Origin of the sequence: Mesorhizobium sp. M0037 (assembly GCF_040323635.1) — a bacterium.
Taxonomy (GTDB): domain Bacteria; phylum Pseudomonadota; class Alphaproteobacteria; order Rhizobiales; family Rhizobiaceae; genus Mesorhizobium.
The window spans coordinates 220,296-237,752 of sequence record NZ_JAMYVB010000002.1 but is presented as its reverse complement, the minus strand read 5'-3'; the positions used below and the strand labels follow the sequence as shown (position 1 = coordinate 237,752).

Annotated in this window: 16 protein-coding genes; 5 read left to right on the top strand and 11 right to left on the bottom strand. The window is 61.7% G+C overall.

The annotated features are described in order from the left end of the window. The first annotated feature begins 6 nt into the window (after positions 1-6). The 3 genes from asnB to NKJ78_RS05440 are packed head-to-tail and all read left to right on the top strand — an operon-like array spanning position 7 to position 3,899. Complete coding sequence (asnB, locus tag NKJ78_RS05450; RefSeq protein WP_023739610.1) at positions 7-2,034, top strand: asparagine synthase (glutamine-hydrolyzing); 2,028 nt, start codon at positions 7-9, stop codon at positions 2,032-2,034. Further along, positions 2,024-3,580: a class I adenylate-forming enzyme family protein gene (locus NKJ78_RS05445; protein ID WP_031253256.1), complete on the top strand. Its 1,557-nt coding sequence runs from the start codon at positions 2,024-2,026 to the stop codon at positions 3,578-3,580. Before asnB ends, NKJ78_RS05445 begins: the two co-directional genes overlap by 11 nt. A gap of 52 nt (positions 3,581-3,632) precedes the next feature. Further along, a complete protein-coding gene (locus NKJ78_RS05440) occupies positions 3,633-3,899 on the top strand; it encodes an acyl carrier protein (RefSeq protein WP_023670883.1) in 267 nt (88 codons plus the stop codon). A gap of 54 nt (positions 3,900-3,953) precedes the next feature. Here NKJ78_RS05440 and NKJ78_RS05435 read toward each other — a convergent pair whose 3' ends face one another. Further along, on the bottom strand, positions 3,954-4,646 hold the full coding sequence (locus tag NKJ78_RS05435; protein WP_023681023.1) for a N5-glutamine methyltransferase family protein: 693 nt from the start codon (positions 4,644-4,646) through the stop codon (positions 3,954-3,956). A 508-nt stretch (positions 4,647-5,154) separates the two neighbouring features. Between NKJ78_RS05435 and NKJ78_RS05430 the strand changes: the two genes are divergently transcribed. Then, positions 5,155-5,526: a response regulator gene (locus NKJ78_RS05430; RefSeq protein WP_023670881.1), complete on the top strand. Its 372-nt coding sequence runs from the start codon at positions 5,155-5,157 to the stop codon at positions 5,524-5,526. A 371-nt stretch (positions 5,527-5,897) separates the two neighbouring features. Then, entirely contained in the window at positions 5,898-6,101 is a 204-nt protein-coding gene (locus tag NKJ78_RS05425) for a hypothetical protein (RefSeq protein WP_155921622.1), read from the top strand. 172 nt (positions 6,102-6,273) lie between these two features. On the opposite strand, the gene NKJ78_RS05420 is transcribed toward NKJ78_RS05425, so the two are convergent. The 10 genes from NKJ78_RS05420 to NKJ78_RS05375 form a co-directional block, all read right to left on the bottom strand. After that, the gene (locus NKJ78_RS05420) at positions 6,274-6,459 is read right to left on the bottom strand and encodes a hypothetical protein (protein ID WP_023681021.1); all 186 of its coding nucleotides are present in this window, start codon (positions 6,457-6,459) and stop codon (positions 6,274-6,276) included. Between the two features lie 1,461 nt (positions 6,460-7,920). Continuing rightward, positions 7,921-8,427, bottom strand: coding sequence for a flavin reductase family protein (locus NKJ78_RS05415; protein ID WP_050593150.1), 507 nt, complete (start codon positions 8,425-8,427; stop codon positions 7,921-7,923). A gap of 27 nt (positions 8,428-8,454) precedes the next feature. Beyond that, on the bottom strand, positions 8,455-9,885 hold the full coding sequence (locus tag NKJ78_RS05410; protein WP_023739613.1) for an FAD/NAD(P)-binding protein: 1,431 nt from the start codon (positions 9,883-9,885) through the stop codon (positions 8,455-8,457). After that, a complete protein-coding gene (gene ssuD / locus NKJ78_RS05405) occupies positions 9,882-11,057 on the bottom strand; it encodes an FMNH2-dependent alkanesulfonate monooxygenase (protein ID WP_023686773.1) in 1,176 nt (391 codons plus the stop codon). The genes NKJ78_RS05410 and ssuD overlap by 4 nt, the downstream gene beginning before the upstream one ends. 33 nt (positions 11,058-11,090) lie before the next feature. Next, positions 11,091-12,338, bottom strand: coding sequence for an SfnB family sulfur acquisition oxidoreductase (locus NKJ78_RS05400; RefSeq protein WP_023739614.1), 1,248 nt, complete (start codon positions 12,336-12,338; stop codon positions 11,091-11,093). Beyond that, the gene (locus tag NKJ78_RS05395) at positions 12,335-13,126 is read right to left on the bottom strand and encodes an ABC transporter ATP-binding protein (RefSeq protein WP_023739615.1); all 792 of its coding nucleotides are present in this window, start codon (positions 13,124-13,126) and stop codon (positions 12,335-12,337) included. Before NKJ78_RS05395 ends, NKJ78_RS05400 begins: the two co-directional genes overlap by 4 nt. Before the next feature lie 65 nt (positions 13,127-13,191). Continuing rightward, positions 13,192-14,523, bottom strand: coding sequence for an ABC transporter substrate-binding protein (locus tag NKJ78_RS05390; RefSeq protein ID WP_023739616.1), 1,332 nt, complete (start codon positions 14,521-14,523; stop codon positions 13,192-13,194). A 50-nt stretch (positions 14,524-14,573) separates the two neighbouring features. Then, on the bottom strand, positions 14,574-15,623 hold the full coding sequence (locus NKJ78_RS05385) for a branched-chain amino acid ABC transporter permease (protein ID WP_352459486.1): 1,050 nt from the start codon (positions 15,621-15,623) through the stop codon (positions 14,574-14,576). 3 nt (positions 15,624-15,626) lie between these two features. Continuing rightward, positions 15,627-16,523 (bottom strand): branched-chain amino acid ABC transporter permease, encoded by an 897-nt coding sequence (locus tag NKJ78_RS05380; protein WP_023727744.1) that lies wholly within the window; start codon positions 16,521-16,523, stop codon positions 15,627-15,629. Then, complete coding sequence (locus NKJ78_RS05375; protein WP_352459485.1) at positions 16,523-17,425, bottom strand: ABC transporter ATP-binding protein; 903 nt, start codon at positions 17,423-17,425, stop codon at positions 16,523-16,525. Before NKJ78_RS05375 ends, NKJ78_RS05380 begins: the two co-directional genes overlap by 1 nt. Positions 17,426-17,457: the final 32 nt, after the last annotated feature.

The following is a 17,457-nucleotide window of genomic DNA, read 5'->3' as shown; positions in this document are numbered from 1 at the left end:
CCGAGCATGTGCGGCATCGCTGGAATCGTGGCGCTGAATGCCACAGCGGCTTCTCCTTCGCGGCAGGCGCTGATGCAGATGATGGGCGCGCTGGCGCATCGCGGTCCCGACGGGCGCGGTCTCTACCGGGACAGACGCGCGGGGCTGGCGCATGTGCGCCTGTCCATCGTCGATCTCTCCAGTGGCCAGCAGCCGATGGCCGATACAGGCGATACGACGTGGATCGTGTTCAACGGCGAGATCTTCAACTACGTCGAATTGCGTGAAAAACTCACGGCGCTCGGCCACCGCTTCCGAACCCGCAGCGACACGGAGGTCGCGCTGCACGCCTATCGTGAGTGGGGAGAAACGGCCTTCGAGCGGATGAACGGCCAATGGGCAATTGCGATCTGGGATTCAGTGGCCAATCGTCTCGTATTGTCGCGCGACCGCTTCGGCATTTGCCCGCTGTATTTCAGCGAGCATGCGCACCGGCTTTATTTCGCCAGCGAAGTGAAAGCCATTTTCGCAGCCGATCGAACCATACCTCGCGCCTTTGATCCCGCCGGCATCGATCAGACGTTCACGCTCTGGACGGTCGTTCCGCCGCAAGGAGTTTTCCACGGAATCAACGAACTCGAGCCGGGTCGTGTCCGCATCTATCAGGATGGCACCGTTCGTGAGCGGATTTTTTGGCAGCCTTCCTATCCCGACAATTTCGGATCGCAGCAGGGCGAGTTCCCCGGGTCCTCCAACGACGCGGTGGACCGCGTGTCTAGCGCTCTTGAGGCCGCGACGGCGCTCAGAATGGTGCGCGCCGACGTGCCTGTCGGGTGCTACCTCTCCGGAGGGCTGGACAGTTCGCTTGTGGCTGCGCTCGCAAGGCGCTTCGCGGGCGAGCGCTTCCAAACCTTCTCCTTACGTTTTGCCGACGCCGAATATGACGAGACCCGCTTCCAGCGAATGGTTGCCAAGACGATCGGCAGTGAGCACCATGAAGTGGTCGTTTCGCGCAGAGATATAGCCGGAATCTTTCCGGAGGTAATCCAACACACCGAACGCCCGATCCTGAGGACTGCCCCGGCGCCACTCTTCCTGCTCTCGCACCTGGTGCGCGAGCGTGGCATCAAGGTCGTGCTGACCGGCGAAGGCGCTGACGAAATGTTCGCCGGCTACGACCTGTTCCGCGAAGGCAAGGTCCGCCGCTTCTGGGGGCGCCACCCGACTTCGGCACGACGCTCTCGGCTCCTGGAACGCCTTTACCCCTATCTCACCCGCTCGCCGGTGCAACAGCAGGCGATGGCGCGTCAGTTCTTCGGGCGAAATATTCACGCTTACGACGCGCCGGGCTTTGCTCATGAAACACGCTGGCGAACCACCAGTGCCATCAAGCGCTTGTTTACGGCCGATATGCGGGCTCGAACGCAGGGCCGCGACGCCGTGTCCGAGTTGCTCGCCCGTCTGCCCGCGCAGTTTGCCCGTTGGAGCCCTCTTGCGCAGGACCAGTATCTCGAGGTGCAAACACTGATGTCGGGCTATCTGCTCTCCTCGCAAGGCGACAGGATGCTGATGGCTCACTCCGTCGAGGGGCGCTTCCCGTTCCTGGACGATGAACTTGTGAGGCTCGCGAATTCGCTGCCACCCTCCTTCAAACTCCGCGGCCTCGACGAGAAGCACGTGCTGAAGCGCATGGCGGCACCCATCCTGCCCTCCGAGATCATAGCCCGCAAGAAGCAGCCCTTCCGTGCGCCCAACGCGCTTTGCTTCGTCGGCGCAGACGCTCCGGATTACGCACGCGAGGCGGTTTCGCAGGCGGCCCTGCGCGAGGCGAATGTCTTCGATCCAAAGGCGGTCACGCACCTGCTTGCCAAATGCCAGGCCAGAACTGGCGATGGCGACCTGTCCAATGCCGACAACATGGCGCTGGTCGGCGTGTTGTCGACCCAACTTCTTCATCAGCAGTTCGTCGCGGGTTGTCCCAGTGCAACGCTCGAATGCACACTCAGCGTCGACGTCGACTGCGAACATCGGGAAGAGCGCCTGCATGTTGCATGATGCCGTACCATTGCTGCATGACTACCTCGCCCATTCAGCCGTCCGACACGGAAGTAAGGTGGCGCTGGTGTGCAACAGGCAGCGTGTCACCTACCTCGAACTCGAAACGCGAGCCAACGCGATCGCCCGGGACCTTGCCGCATCCGGCGTCGTTCGCGGTGATCGCGTGATGATCTTCGCCGACAACACCGTCGAGACGGTGGTTAGCTTCTGGGCGGTGCTAAAGGCGAATGCGGTGGTGTGCATCGTCAACCCGCTCACCAAGAGCGACAAGCTCGATTATCTGCTCAACGACTGCCGGCCGACGGCGCTCATCACGGACGGCCATCTGCACGCGATCTTCCGCGAGCCGGCGCGCGGCTGCCCGTCACTTCTGCGAGTGATCGTATCGGGACCGATCGACGACGTCGAACTCGCCCAGCTGCCGTTTGCCGTGCGCTGGGACGCCGCCCTCGCCAATGGCGCGGATACGCCGCCGGCACGGCAGTGCATCGATGTTGATCTGGCAGCCATCATCTACACGTCTGGGTCGACGGGCGAACCCAAGGGCGTGATGCTGACGCACAGAAACATGATGGCCGCGTGCGCGTCTGTCGCTTCCTACCTGGCAATTGCCGAGGACGAGGTGATCCTCAATGTCCTACCCCTCGCCTTCGATTATGGACTGTACCAGATGATCATGGCTTTTCGTACCGGCGCCCGGCTGGTGCTCGAACGCTCGTTCGCTTTCCCGGCACGGATCCTCGGGTTGATCAGGCAGGAGGGGGTTACGGGCTTTCCTGGCGTGCCCACAATCTTTGCCGCACTCTCCGAACTCAGGTCCCTCAAAGACCAGGATTTCTCGAGCATCCGCTACGTCACAAACACTGCGGCAGCCCTACCCCTCAAGCATATTTTCATGCTTCGCGAGCTGTTTTCGGGTGCACGCATCTATTCGATGTACGGTCTCACCGAATGCAAACGTTGCACCTATTTGCCGCCAGAGGACCTCGAGCGAAAGCCATTGAGCGTAGGGATCGCAATCCCGAATACGGAGATGTGGATCGTTGACGAGCATGACAGGCGGATAGGCCCCGGCGTTGTCGGCCAACTCGTCATTCGCGGCGCAACGGTGATGAAGGGGTATTGGGGCAAGCCCGAGGCAACGGCCAGGAAACTCAAACCCGGCCCGCTGCCAGGCGAGCAAGTCCTATACACCGGCGACTACTGCCGGATGGATACGGAGGGTTACCTCTACTTCGTTGGCCGTGGGGATGAGATCATAAAGTCGCGAGGCGAGAAGGTGGCGCCAAGGGAAGTGGAAAACGTACTCATGGACATTCCAGGAGTCCGGGAAGCGGCCGTCATCGGTGTTCCCGACGAGCTCCTCGGGCAAGCGGTGAAAGCCTTTGTGGTGATGGAGCATGGAAGAGCCATTGGCGAAAGGGAACTGCAGAAGGAGTGCCAGAAGCGTCTGGAAAACTTCATGGTCCCGAAATCCATCGTCGTTGTGGCGAACCTGCCGATGACGGACACGGGAAAACTCAAGAAAACGGCGCTGTCATGATGCGGGGCCAGAACCAAGTCGCGTTAATGGTGTCGTTAGGGAGGACGAATTCATGTTGACCATCAAGGAACGCACCGGAATCTACAGCGAGCAGATTCGTAGTTTCTTGGTTTCAAATTTCTACGTCAGCGACGTCAAGGCATTGCTGGATGACGCATCCTTGCTCGATCAAGGCATTGTCGACTCGACGGGTGTGCTTGAGATTATCGGGTTCATCGAGGAGACCTTTGGCATTACCGTCGAGGACAGCGAACTTCTGCCTGAAAACCTCGATTCCATCCAGGGGATCGAGCAATACATCATCCGCAAAATGAACTGATGGGTGAGCGTAACGCCCAGAGCAGCCCCGTATTTGGTCTGACTGTCGCAGGATTCATGCCTGCGTCTTGACTTGCCCCAGAACCACCCGGCCCTCGCCTGCTTCGTTCGAGACCGAACGGATGTTCTCGAATGCCTTGCTGCGTTCCAGCAGACCCGCTACCTGTCGGTCTTGGCCAAGCCCGACCTCGAAGAGCAGGATGCCGCCACGCCGCAGGTATCGCGGTGCGTCTTTCAGTACGCGCATATGAATGCTCAGGCCGTAAGGGCCGGCTGCGAACGCCTCGCGCGGCTCAAGCTCGATCAGATGGGCGCGGTCGCCCTCGAGCCGCTTTTCAGAAATGTAAGGCGGATTGCAGACGATTACGTCGATAGTTCCGTCTAACCCAAGGCCGATGAGAGAGTCGAACAAGTCGCCCTGAAGCACCGAAAGACGCTCAGCCATGCCGTGATGTGAGGTGTTGCGGCGTGCCGTTTCGACGCATTCATCGGTGAGATCGCTTGCCCAGACAAGGGCGCTGGGCACATGGTAGGCGATCGCGCACGCCAGATTCCCAGTGCCGCAGCACATATCAACTATGCGCGGAGCCGGCAGGTTCATCTGATGCAACACACCAAGCGCGGTCTTGCCGAGCAACTCGGTCTCAGGTCTGGGGACGAGCGCACCGGGCGAAACCAGCAGTTCAAGTCCCATGAAGATGGCGCGGCCGGCGCCATAGGCATCAGCTACACTGAACTCTTTGCTCATGGCCGACCCCATCGCTTGATCTCCCCAGTATAGATCTGCGGCGCTCATGCGCCAGCCAAACCTGCTCCGAAATCATGAATTCTCAAGCCTTTCCTTCGAAAAACTGCAGGTACAAACTCGGTGCATCGCACTTCTGACGCTCATTGACCGACCGCAATCTCAGGTCGCCCAAGATGGAGAGAGAGAGAGAGAGAGAGAGAGAGAGAGAGGTGCTACTCATGCTTGAAGAGCCAATGGCGTGGTACGGAGGCTTTTAGATTTTGCGGATCGTGGAGAGGGGTAAGCGCCTATCCAACTCTCGATGGAGCGGAGGCGGACCGCAGCTCCATTGACGCGCTAATCTTCGGCTCCGGTAATTCAGCAAGTGGTCGGTGGAAGCGCCTGCGCTCCAGCATCAGCCTCACCTTGCTGCATGGAGAGGTTACCTATAGGTTTGCGGACATGTCGAAACAACTGTCCGAAGGTCTCGGATCGACATCTCATTTCCGGTCAATCGCAGAGAGGGGCCGTGAGCGAAAGCGTGAGTGTTCTGATTGTTGAGGATCAATGGCTAGTCGCGCAGGACACTGCCGCGCGGCTGCGTCGCGCCGGTTATCAGGTGGTCGGACCTGTGCCGTCGGTATCTGCCGCTCTGCGTCTTGTCGAATCGGACAAGATTGACGTGGCGTTGCTAGACATCCAGCTGAACGGTGAAACGGGTCTGCCGGTGGCGAGGATATTGCAGGCGCGAGGCATCCCCTTTGCTTTCTTGTCGGGATTTGGCCCCGCCGACGTTCCCGCGGCTTTCCGCGACTGCAGATTCCTGCCGAAGCCGGCAACCGATGCTGTCATCCTTGCTGCTGTCAGCGAGTTGGCGTCCCTGCGCACAGCTTCGCGCTGACATTCGCTCCGACCGAATTATTACCGGAGTTGCGCCCTGGCGACCTGATAGGCCGGGCGAGGTCAGTTTCACACAAGGCAACATTGGAGCTTTGGCCAGGAGGACGGCGGACTACGACCGTCGAGGACGGAAATTCAGCGTTCAAAAAGCATCCGCCGGGGTTCCACTTCTCGGCCTGTTGGCGGCGATTTGGACTTAGGTCCGATCCCGGTCGCCAGAGGTCGGATTGCGGAACATCTGCCAAGGACCCACGTTCGGGTTTGAGCACGGAGGTGCCGGCCGATCTCGAAGCGCAAGTTTCACGGGCAACTGTTGGGGAGTGTCGTAGTGCCGATTTCAAACGATATGGGGGACGAGTACCTGGAACTGGAATGTCCAAACTGTTCTCATGTCATCATAAAAAAGGGATCGTGGTTGAAGGTGATATCCAACTTCAACTGCACCCAATGCCATGCAAAAATCAGAATTGGTTATATGACCAAGCTCGCGCTTTTCGAGAAAAAAAGGCAAAGCATGAACCCGGCTGCGCAGTGAGCGTCCTGGCGGCCCGACAGTCGTTTGGGGTGGTGCGTTGAACCGTCGGGCCTGACCGGCCCGATGGCGGGGGAGCCAGGCCGGCTGGGTGAATCGTATACATTAGATCGTGCTTATCAAGCCCAAATCCGCGGCGCGACATCGCCTGGTGGGCAACGGTGAAACCCGCGCCCGTATACGCGCTAGGAGGAACGTCGGCGGTCAACATGCCGCTCATTCGTAGAGAGTGCGAACAGCTTCATCAAACAGCTCCACCTCGGCTTCAACCTTTTCAGCCGCTTTATCGACCTTGTCGAAACGCTTCAGCATTCGGTTGTGGAGCATGGACAAGCGTGCGGCATGGTAGACCACACTGCGCTTGTAACCTTCAGAGTCGAGTGGTTCGAACAACATTGTCATGGCAGCAATCCTCAATGTTTTCCGTCCTGCAATCCTTCCCTAGTAAATCGTCAATTAACTCTTTCGTTCCGCTGGTGATGCGAAGGCGCCCGAATGAATAACTCGTTGCGTCTCCAGACTGCACGAGCGTGATTCGTCTGTCCGAGGTTGGGCCTCAAGGCTTGCGCTTGCCTCGCCTGTTCGGCTCGTGCTGCGTCAGTCACGATGGACGGCCAGCTTCAGTTTTCAATCGCGTTGGGCGTGAGTTGAATACCGGCGCTGCCAAGAAATTGCCGATGATCAACCTGCTCTGTGGGACCGATCAACCCGTCAGGAGCGACGAACCGAGCCGGCTTGTATGATCGGCCCGCCGCTGGGACGCGAGCGGATCGAAGATCACGTCGGCAGGTGCTCTGCCCTCTCTGGGACGCCGGCGCCGCGCGCACTTACTGAAAAAACCCAAACAGAATAAGAGCGAGAAAGGCAAACAGCAGCGCTGCAGCCGCTAGCAACACACCTTTGTTGGAGCCCCGCCGAGGTTGAGGGTCAGGCACGAGTTTTTTCCGGTTTGGGAGTTCATTCATTGGACATTAATTTGCGGCTGCAAATTAGGTTCCGCTCATGCTTGGATGCCTACAATGCCGCCCCACAGCGCCCTACAGGCGCACGACCTTCGCTAGCCATAGGCGTATCCGCTGGCCTTCTGCAAAGGACAACGCGAACGATTCCTGATTGAATGACCGGGCAATTTCCTGATCTTTCTCATTGATTTCGTTTAGCTGGTTTACTTACTGATGTTGCGAACGACAGATGTCGCCGAAACCACAACGTAGAAACACGGCGACTGCAAATCCTAGTTTAAGCCACTCGAGCAGAAGATCGGAGCGATGCCTATGTGCCGCCGAAGCGCAAGAAGCCGCTGCGGGACATGCCAGTCTCGCCAGCGCTAGTTAGGGCTGCCGGCGCGAATCTAGCGTTTCTTCGGCTTCGGCGTGATGTCCTGCGACCCGCGCCTTGTCGCCATTTTTCGCGAGAACACCAGATTTTGCCTTGTCCTTACTGGTCGGCAACTCTGGACCGCAGCGACCGACGGCGCCGGGCGCCAGTGGCAGATCGGTCGTGGCCTTCAACGGCAAGCACCGCATGCGCGCGGGCATGACTTCTTCGTTGCCGTAGCAATCGCAATCGGCTGCCCAACGGCAGTGCCTGGCCGCTACGCGCCACGGAAGAATTGTTCCTCTCAAGCCTCTTGCTGGAAAAGGGCTTCCGCAAGTTCAACAACAACGCGCAAAGCCCGTATTGGCTCACATCCAAACAATCGCACATAGTGCTCCCGCGCCATCTCGGTCGCGTTTTCGCATTTTGGGTGTGTGCGGCGCGTCTCGGCGAAGGGCTATGGAGAATTCGTATTTCGTTCCTTTCGCCGCCTTGAATGAGACCAAGAATTTCATGGCTGTCAGAAAACGACACGTACCAACCCGCTCACGACGATCCATAGGCGCCGTGATGATAGATCAGTGCCGGACCGGGCTCTCCGCTCACCACATGCCGGACGCTGCCGAGGATTAGCGCATGGCTGTGGCGAACTATGGTATCCTCGACGGTGCAATCGACCGCGGCAAGCGCACCTTCGAGCGCCAATGCGCCGCTTGCAAGGGTGGACCAGCGTGCACCCTCGTAGCGAGCCTGCCCCTTGAGGCCGCCTCGACCAGCAAAACGGTCGGCAATCGCGATCTGGTCGGCGCGCAGCACATTCACGCAGAAGTGCCGATGCCGGCTGATGGCTGCCCATGTCGACGAGCTCAGGTTGATGCTGACGACCATCACCTCCGGTTCGACCGACAAGGAATGGGCTGTGGTAATTGTTGCGCCCGTCCGCTCGTCGCCGATGCCTGCGGTGACCACGGACACGGCTCCGGCCAGGTGTCGCATCGCAAATTTTAGGGAGATCCGGGTTTCATCCGGCAGAATGCGTTCGGTTAGTGTCATCTGGATAGCCTCATCGTGTTTGCAGTTTCACGACGCCCTGCGACGCAACGCCGTCTTGTATCCCAACCATTGGTGAATTCCGGTGGCGATGCTCTCGGCATGGGCGGTGACTTCAGGGATGCCCATCAGCTCGCCGACGCTGCCGCGCGCCAGCGGTCCGCTGATGAAAATATTGTCGGCCGGGTGACCTGACGCACCGACCGCGCGGCCGTGGCTGTCGATGTCGAGACCAAGGCCGGTTGGGTCGAGACGGACCAGGCCCAGATGTCCAAGGGTGGCGATCGCCGTGTTGGTGCGAAGAATGTCGGCATGCGCCGGCCCGGTGGTCACGATCACGCTGTCGAACGTCTCGACGATGAGGTCGTGTCGGCGCCTTGACCGCTGCGTGACGCGGAGACGCCCGTCGGCCTCATCGGCCTCGACAATCGATGCGGCGCGATAAACAAGCGTCCCCTCGACAAGGCGGCGATCCAGCACGGCCGCTACCTGTGGCGCGATGCGGAAGCGATGCACGTCCCAGAGCGCGCGAAGATGGCGCAGCACGCGGCGCTGCTCTGCGAGCGGCAAGGCCTGCCAGATCAACTGCCCCTGACGCCGGACAGCGTCGAGGACCGGATACCAGTCTTCGCCCTGTCGCGTCGCTGCCGCGATCGTGGCCCGGATGTGCCCGAGCAGCACCGTGGCGCTGCGTAAAGGCAAGCTGGTGAAGTCGCCTATCGGGTCGCCCTGCATGGCGGCCTGCACATGCGAGCGATAGCCATGGCGCGACAGTGCCGTGATGCGGCCGCGATGGCCCTTGCGGTCGAGCGTTGCAATGACGTCGGCCGAGGTCAGACCGGTGCCGACGATGAGAACATGGTCGTCGCGCGCGATCGCCTGCAGCCGTTCGAGATCGTAGGGATTGGCCACCAATCCGGCGACTGAGGCCACGCTGCGCAGCGGCGCCGGGAGGGCCGGCAATGGATGCGTCGCCGCGATCACCACAGCATCGGCGGAAAGCGTTGCGCCATCGGACAGGACAAGCCGGTAGCCCTCGCCACTGCGCTCGACCCAAGCAACTTCGGCCCTGACATGGCGGATCGCCTTGCTTTGCAGGAAGGGCTGCAGATGGGATTCGACATAGCGGCCGAAGACCCGACGCTGCGGGTAAATCGCGCCGCTGGCGGCGATGGCCTGCGTATCGTCCAGAATAGCGCCGGTCTGCTCCAGCCAGTCGGAAAAATGGCCCTCCTCACCTGAGATCAGCGTCATCCTGGACGCCCGCACGTTGATGCGGTGCGAGGGATCGGCCGTCGAATAGGCCAGACCATAGCCGAGCGCCTCGCGCGGTTCGACGACCACGATATTGGCTGCATCGGCGGGCAGCAGCCGCGCCAGGTGAAACGCGGTTGCGGCGCCGGAAAAGCCGCCGCCAATGATGGCGACCGTCAGTTTCCCAGCCCTGCGGGAAGCGCTCAAGACTGGCTCGCGCGCAGCGCCGATGGTCGATGATCTCCGGCCACCGTTTCGCCGAACGGTCCCATGTTCACCGTCGTCGGCCGGGTCGAGATTTCGTGATCGAGCGGTAGCAGCGGCAGCACCAGTTCGCCGAAGCGATAGGCTTCCTCCAGATGCGGATAGCCGGACAGGATGAAGGTATCGATGCCAATCCTTCGGTATTCGTCGATCCGTTCTGCCACGGTCGCCGCGTCACCGACCAAGGCGGTGCCGGCGCCGCCGCGCACGAGGCCAACGCCGGCCCAAAGGTTCGGGCTGATTTCGAGCTTGTCGCGGCTGCCGCCATGCAACCGGCTCATGCGCGACTGGCCAACCGAATCCATGCGGGCGAAAACCTTCTGTGCCTCGGCGATCGTCTTGTCGTCGAGGCGGCTGATCAGCCGATCGGCATCGGCCCAGGCCTCGTCATTGGTCTCGCGAACGATGACATGCAATCGGATGCCAAAGCTCACTTCGCGGCCGGCCTTTTCGGCAAGGCCGCGCACATGCTCGACCTTGGCGGCGACGTCCGCCGGCGGCTCGCCCCAGGTGAGGTATTTGTCGATCTGCTCGGCGGCGACCGCATTGGCCGCGTCCGACGAGCCGCCGAAATAGAGCGGCGGGTGCGGCGTCTGCACCGGCGGGAACAGCAACCTGCCATCTTCGATGTGGAAATGCTTGCCTTCGAAGGCTACGGTTTCGCCGCTGAGCACGGCCTTGTAGATGTCGAGAAATTCCCGCGTCACCTCATAACGCTCGTCATGGCTGAGGAATATGCCATCGCCCTTGTTCTCGACCGGATCGCCGCCCGTGACCACGTTGATCAGCAAGCGCCCGCCCGAAATGCGGTCGAGCGTCGAGGTCATGCGCGCGGCGAGCGTCGGCGACTGCAGCCCTGGACGGACCGCAACGAGAAAGCGAAGTCGTTGCGTTAGCGGCGCCAACGCCGACGCCACCACCCAGCTGTCTTCGCAACTGCGCCCGGTCGGCAGCAGCGCGCCATAATAGCCGATGGCGTCGGCCGCCTTGGCGACCTGGGTGAGATAGGGCAGGTCGACCGCCCTGCCGCCCTCGGAGGTTCCGAGATAGCGGCTGTCGCCATGGGTGGGCAAGAACCACAGGACCTTGATCCTGTCGGGGGTGGCAGTGCTCATGAATAGTCCTTTGTGACTTTACGGCGTTCCCGCTCAGCTCCAGGCGTGGAGGGGCGGGTTGACCTCGTTCAGGTAATAGTTGCCGAGGATCGCGTATTTCCAGCGGACGGGATCGTGCAGGGTGTGGGTGCGCGCATTGCGCCAGTGGCGGTCGAGATTGTGCTCGGCCAGCGTGGATCGCGTGCCGGCGAGTTCGAACAGTTTGTTGGTGGCGTTGATGGCAATCTCGGTGGTGAGGATCTTGGATTCGGCGACCGCGATCTGCGCTTCCGCGACCGTCTTCTCGTTAGGATCGGCCACGGCGCGGTCGACCGCAAGGCCGGCCTTTTCCAGAATAGCCTCGGCCGCATTGGCGCGCAGGCGGAGGTCGCCGATCGCCTGGATCGTATAGGGATCCTGCCAGGCATGATCGACGCCGCTGTCGATCCACGCGCGCGATCTGGTGCGCACGAAGCTGACCGTCTCGTCGATCGCCGCCTTGGCGATGCCGAGATCGACCGCCGCCTGGATGATCTGGAAGATGGGTCCGTCGGCTGTCGGTTTGTCGTACCCCTTGTAGCCGGGGACGAGATGCGTCTTCGCCACCTTCACATTGTCGAGCAGGACCGTGCCGGAGAGCGTCGTCTTCTGGCCGAAGCTCGACCAGTCATCGATGACGGTCAGTCCGGGCGCGCCGCGATCGGCGATGGCATACCAGGCGCGCCCCTCGTCATCGAGCGCCACAATCGGCACCAGATGGGCGAGCAGGGCGCCGCTTGAATAGAATTTCTGGCCGTTGACCACGACATGGTCACCGGCATCGACAAACTTGGTCTCGAAGTCGGCGGCACGCCTGGAGCCGAACTCGGAAAACGCGTTGCCAAAGCGCGTGCCGGACAGTGCCTCGGCGAAGAGCAGCTTTTTCTGCGCCTCGTCCGAAACCGTGCGGATGGCGGCGACCACGCCGAGATGGTTCTGCGGAATCTGGCCAAGCGAGGGATCAGCCGCCGAGATGATGGTGATCACCTTCGAGAGCGTCACATAGGAAACCTCCGGCCCGCCATGGGCCTTCGGCACATTGATCGACCACAGGCCGCTCTGCGAAAACGCATCCAGCTCTTCCTTCGGCCAGATGCGCTCGCGATCCCGCTTCGACGCTTCCCTGGTGAATTCAGTGGCAAGTTTTTCGGCGATGGCGATCGCCTCGGCATCGGTCTTGATGATATGCGCCTTGGCCGACGGGCGCTCGACCGGAGGCACGGCGACGCGCGCGTCGGACGGCTGCTTGGATTGGATGGTCATGCTGCAGTCTCCTGGGGAAAGTGTTGCGATGGAAGCGGCGCGCCGCCGAGATAGTAGATCTTGATGTCGTCGCGCTGGCGCAGGTCGGCAGCCGACCCTTCCAGCACGCTTTTACCGTTTTCGAGCACGGTGGCGCGGTCGGCATATTTCAGCGCCACCGCCGAATTCTGCTCGGCGACAAGGATCGAAAGACCCTCGTCCCGATTGAGCCGCTTCAAAGCGCTGAAAATCTCGTCGACGATCAGCGGCGCGAGCCCCATCGAGGGCTCGTCGAGCACGAAGAGTTTCGGCCGCGACATCAGCCCGCGACCGATCGCCGTCATCTGCTGCTCGCCGCCGGAGGTGAGGCCGGACCGCGTGCGCCGTTTCTCGAGAAGCCTCGGAAACAGCGCGTAGACACGCTCAAGGTCGGCCTTCACGCCAAGGCGCGAGGACGAGCGCCCGAGCGCACCGGTCAGAAGGTTCTCCTCGACCGTCAGCGAGCGGAAACAGTGCCGGCCCTCGAGAACCTGGACCAGGCCCTTGCGGACAAGGTGCGAGGGGCTTGCCCTTGAAACATCCTCGCCATCGAAAATGATCCGGCCGGCGGTAACGGCGCCGCGCTCTGCCGGCAGAAGATTGGATGCGGCTCGCAACAACGTCGTCTTGCCGGCGCCATTTGAGCCGAGCAGCGCAACGATCTCGCCCTTGCCGACCGAGAGGTCAACGCCATGCAAAGCGGCGATGGCGCCATTGTAGACGGCCTCGACGCGGCTGACCGACAGGATCGGATTTTCCGGGCTGGACATCGATAACTCCGCTGCGAAGATGGATGGCACGGCCGGCCCGCGGGCCGGCCGTGAGCTCTTCAAACTCAGTTGCTGACCACCGCATCGGCGTCTTCGGCCGTGCGGATCTTGAGGCCCTTTTCCTTGGCATAGGCCTCGGACGACTTCTCGATGATCGGGCGCAGCAGATTCCAGTCCGGCGCGATCCAGTCGGACACGACGTTCCACTTCTTGCCGTCCCACTGCTGGAAGGTCACGTAGCCGTCACCTTCGTGATTGTCCCAAGAGACGTTGATCGAGTGGAACAGGTCCTTGGCACCGAGCGCCTCGACGCGCGCCGGGTCGAGCTTGAGGTGTTCGAAGCCCCAACGGACCTCATCGCCGGTCAGCGTGCGATTGCCGAATTTGGCCTGCGCGATGCGGATGGCTTCGACATTGAGGATGCCGTTGACGATGCCGAGATTGTGGTAGACCGAGCCGATGCGGCTCTTGTCCTCGAGATTGCCCTTGCCGGCGTCGTAGACCGTCTTGACGATCTCCTTGACGACCGGGTAGTCGGCGCCAGACGCCTGGGTGGTGATGGCGGTGTAGCCCTTGGCGGCGTCGCCGGCGGGGACGACGTCCTCTTCAGAGTTGGACCAGACGTTGCCGACGATGTGATCGGCCGGGAAGCCGGTCTTCTGCGCGGTCTTCAGCGCAACCGGGTTCATCACGCCCCAGCCGCGCAGCACGACATAGTCGGGACGATCGCGACGGATCGTCAGCCACTGTGCCTGCTGCTCGTTGCCGGGGTGCGGAACCTCGATCTGCGACAGTTCGAAACCGTATTTCTGCGATAGCAGCTCATAGATCGGGATCGTCTCCTTGCCGTAGGGCGAGCCGTGATAGAGCACGACGATCTTCTTGCCCTTGAGCTTGTCGAGGCCGCCTTCCTTGGAGGCGATGTAGTTCACGATGCCCGATGTTTCGCTGTAGGGGTTGAGCAGCAGCGGGAAGACGTAAGGGAATACCCGGCCGTCGGTGGTGTCGGTGCGGCCGTGATTGATGGTGATAAGCGGCACCTTGTCGTCGGTGATGCGGTCGATCATGGCGTAGGCGATGCCGACCGAGAGCGGGTTCCAGGCGGCGATGCCGGGATTGCTCTTCAACCGTTCGTAGACCTCGACGCCCTTCTCGACCTCATACTGGGTTTCGCCCTCGCTCCAGGTCAGCTTGACGCCATTGACGCCGCCGTCGCGGATGTTGATCAGGTTGAGATAGTCGATGAAGCCGCCGAAGAAGCCGGTGCCGCCCGCGGCATAGGGGCCGACGCGGTAGCTCTGCAGCGGGAAATATTGTTCGTCGGCATGGACGGCTGTCGCGCCGAGCACGAAAGCGGTGGCGATCGCCGCTTTCTTGAGGTGACTGAAGAAGGTCATGAGTTGCGTCTCCTGAGGTTTTGGGTCCGTGAGAGAATGTCGAGCGGCGCTCAGCTGGACCTTGAGCCGATCCGTCGTTTCAGGCGGTCGAAGAGGGCCGACAGCCCGTTCGGTTCCGCGATGAGGAAAATGATGATGAGCGCGCCAAGCACGATGCGCTGGCTCATGTCGAGCACACCAGAATCGAACAGGCGGCCGAACACGAAGGCGCCGAGCCGAGACAGAACGAGCGGGAAGACGACGATGAATGCGGCGCCCAGAAACGCACCGCGTATCGAAGCCAGCCCGCCGATGATGATAATGAACAGGATCTGAAACGAGCGGTCTAGATTGAAGCCGGCCGGCTCGACCGTGCGCAGATAGGTGAAGGCCCACAGCACGCCGGCGACGCCGATGATGAAGGATGAAATGGCGAACGCCAGCAGCTTGGTCGTAAGCACCGGGACGCCTATCACTCGCGCGGCGGTTTCGTTGTCGCGCACCGCGATGAAGTTGCGGCCGGTGGCGCTGTTGACCAGCCGCCAGACCAGCGCCGTCAGCACGATGACGGTGGTGACGGAAAGCAAATAGCGGCCGGTGGCGCCGTCGAGCGAAAACCCGGCTACGGCAAGGTGCGGTGCAGAAATCACCCCGGACGGATTGTCGTTGGAGAACCAGCCGAACTTGGTCAGCGCCCACTGCACGAAAAACTGGGCGGCCAGCGTCGAGACAGCGAGATAGAAGCCGCGCAGGCGCAGGCTCGGCAATCCGAAGATGACGCCGATGCCGGCGGCCGAAATTCCCGCCAGGATCATGGTCGCCGCCAGCGGCAGTCCTTCCACCCGCAGGTTGAAATTGTATGCGGCGAAGGCGCCTACCGCCATGAAAGCGGAGGAGCCAAGCGAAAGCTGGCCGCAATAGCCGGTCAAGAGGTTGAGGCCGACTGCCGCCAGGCTGAGCGCCAGGAACGGCAGCAGGATCGCCTCAACCAGATAGCTCGAGGCATAGGCCGGGATCAGGCCGTAGGCGACGACGATCAGCACGGCCGGCAAAGCGAATTTCCGGGCGAACTTCTGCCAGTCGATTGGAAGCCTGGCGGCGTCGAGCGCTTGCACGGCCATCGGTCAGACCCTTTCGACGGTTTTCTGGCCAAACAGGCCGGAGGGGCGCACCAGTAGGACAACCAGCGCCAGCGCATAGGCGAACCAGCCTTCGATGCCGCCGCCGACGAAGGGTCCGAGATAGACCTCAGCGAGCTTTTCGCTGGCGCCAATGACGAGGCCGCCGACGATGGCGCCAAGGATGGAATCGAAGCCGCCAAGCACCAGCACCGGCAGCGCCTTCAACACGATCAGCGAAAGCGAGAACTGGACGCCGAGGCGTGCGCCCCACAGCAGTCCCGCGACCAGCGCCACGAAGCCTGCAGCCGTCCACACCGTTCCCCAGATCCGCGGCAGCCGCAGCCCGACGGCAAGTGCCGCGAACTGATCGTCGGCGACGGCGCGAAAAGCCAGCCCGATCCGCGTCCAGTAGAAGAATGCGCTCAAGCCGGCCACCATCGCCGCGGCAATGCCGGCCGCGAGCAGATCGAACGACGAGATGAGGATGCCACCGACCTCGAAAGGCGTGTCGTCGATGCCGAGATCGAGCCCGTGCACCTGCGTTCCCCAGATCAGCTGGGCTGCACCCTCGATGATGTAAGACAGGCCAAGCGTGGCCATGAACAGCGTCATCGGCGATCGGTTGACCAGCGGCCTGAGCACGGTTCGCTCGATGGTGAAACCCAGCGCGACCATGACTGCGAAGGTGATGAGCAGCGCAAGCGCAAACGGGATGCCGCGTTCGACCAGGCTGACAAAGGTGAGTGCCGCAAACAGCACCATCGACCCTTGCGCGAAGTTCAGCACACCCGACGTCTTGTAGATCAGCACGAAGCCGATGGCGACGAGCGAATACATGACTCCCGACAACAGGCCGCCGACCAGCACTTCGACAACGAAGAGAAAATCATAGTAGCTCATCAGATGCCCTCGCCATCCTCGCCCCCGGCGGTGCCGAGATAGGCCCGGATCACGTCCGGATCGGCGCGCACTTCGGCCGGCGTGCCGTCGGCGATCTTGCGGCCGTAATCGAGCACGGCGACGCGGTCGGATAGGCCCATGACGACCCCGATGTCGTGCTCGATTAGAATGATGGTGACGCCATGCCGGTCGCGCGCGGCGCGCACGAACCCGGCCATCTCGGCTTTCTCGGTCGCCGTCATGCCCGCCATCGGTTCGTCGAGCAGCAGGATCTTCGGCTCGGCAACCAGCGCTCGCGCCAGTTCGACCCGCTTCTGCAAGCCGTAGGGCAGCGTCGCGACCAGCCGATCGGCGACCGTTTCCAGATGCAGGAAGGCGATTGTCTGGTCGACCTTTTCGGCAATCGCAGCATCTTCGCGCCTGGCGCGTGGCAGGCCGGCAATATGTTCGACGAAACTGGCGCGCCTGGTGTGGACGCCGCCCGACGCGATGTTGTCGTGCACGGAAAGCCCGGGAAAGAGCGCCAGGTTCTGGAAGGTGCGCGCGACGCCCAGACGTGCCAGACGGTTCGCGGGCACACGGGAGAATGACTGGCCGGCGATCGCGATCTTGCCGTGGTCGGCGTGATAGAGGCCGCTGATGATGTTGATCAGCGAGGATTTGCCTGCGCCGTTGGGGCCGATCACGGCGCGGATTTCGCCGCTCTTGACCTCGAGATCGACATCGCTCAGCGCCGTGACACCGCCGAACGAAATGCCAATCCCGCTCAGAGTCAGGATCGCATCGACCTTTGCCGACAGGCGCGCCGGGCGCGTGTCCGTGAGTGGACCAGCGCCAGCAAGAATGCCGGGGATTTCGGGCGCACGCTCGTATGCGGCGGCTCCCAGCGAAGCACCAATCATGACACGTTCCTGATTTTGAAGGAGTGCGCGGC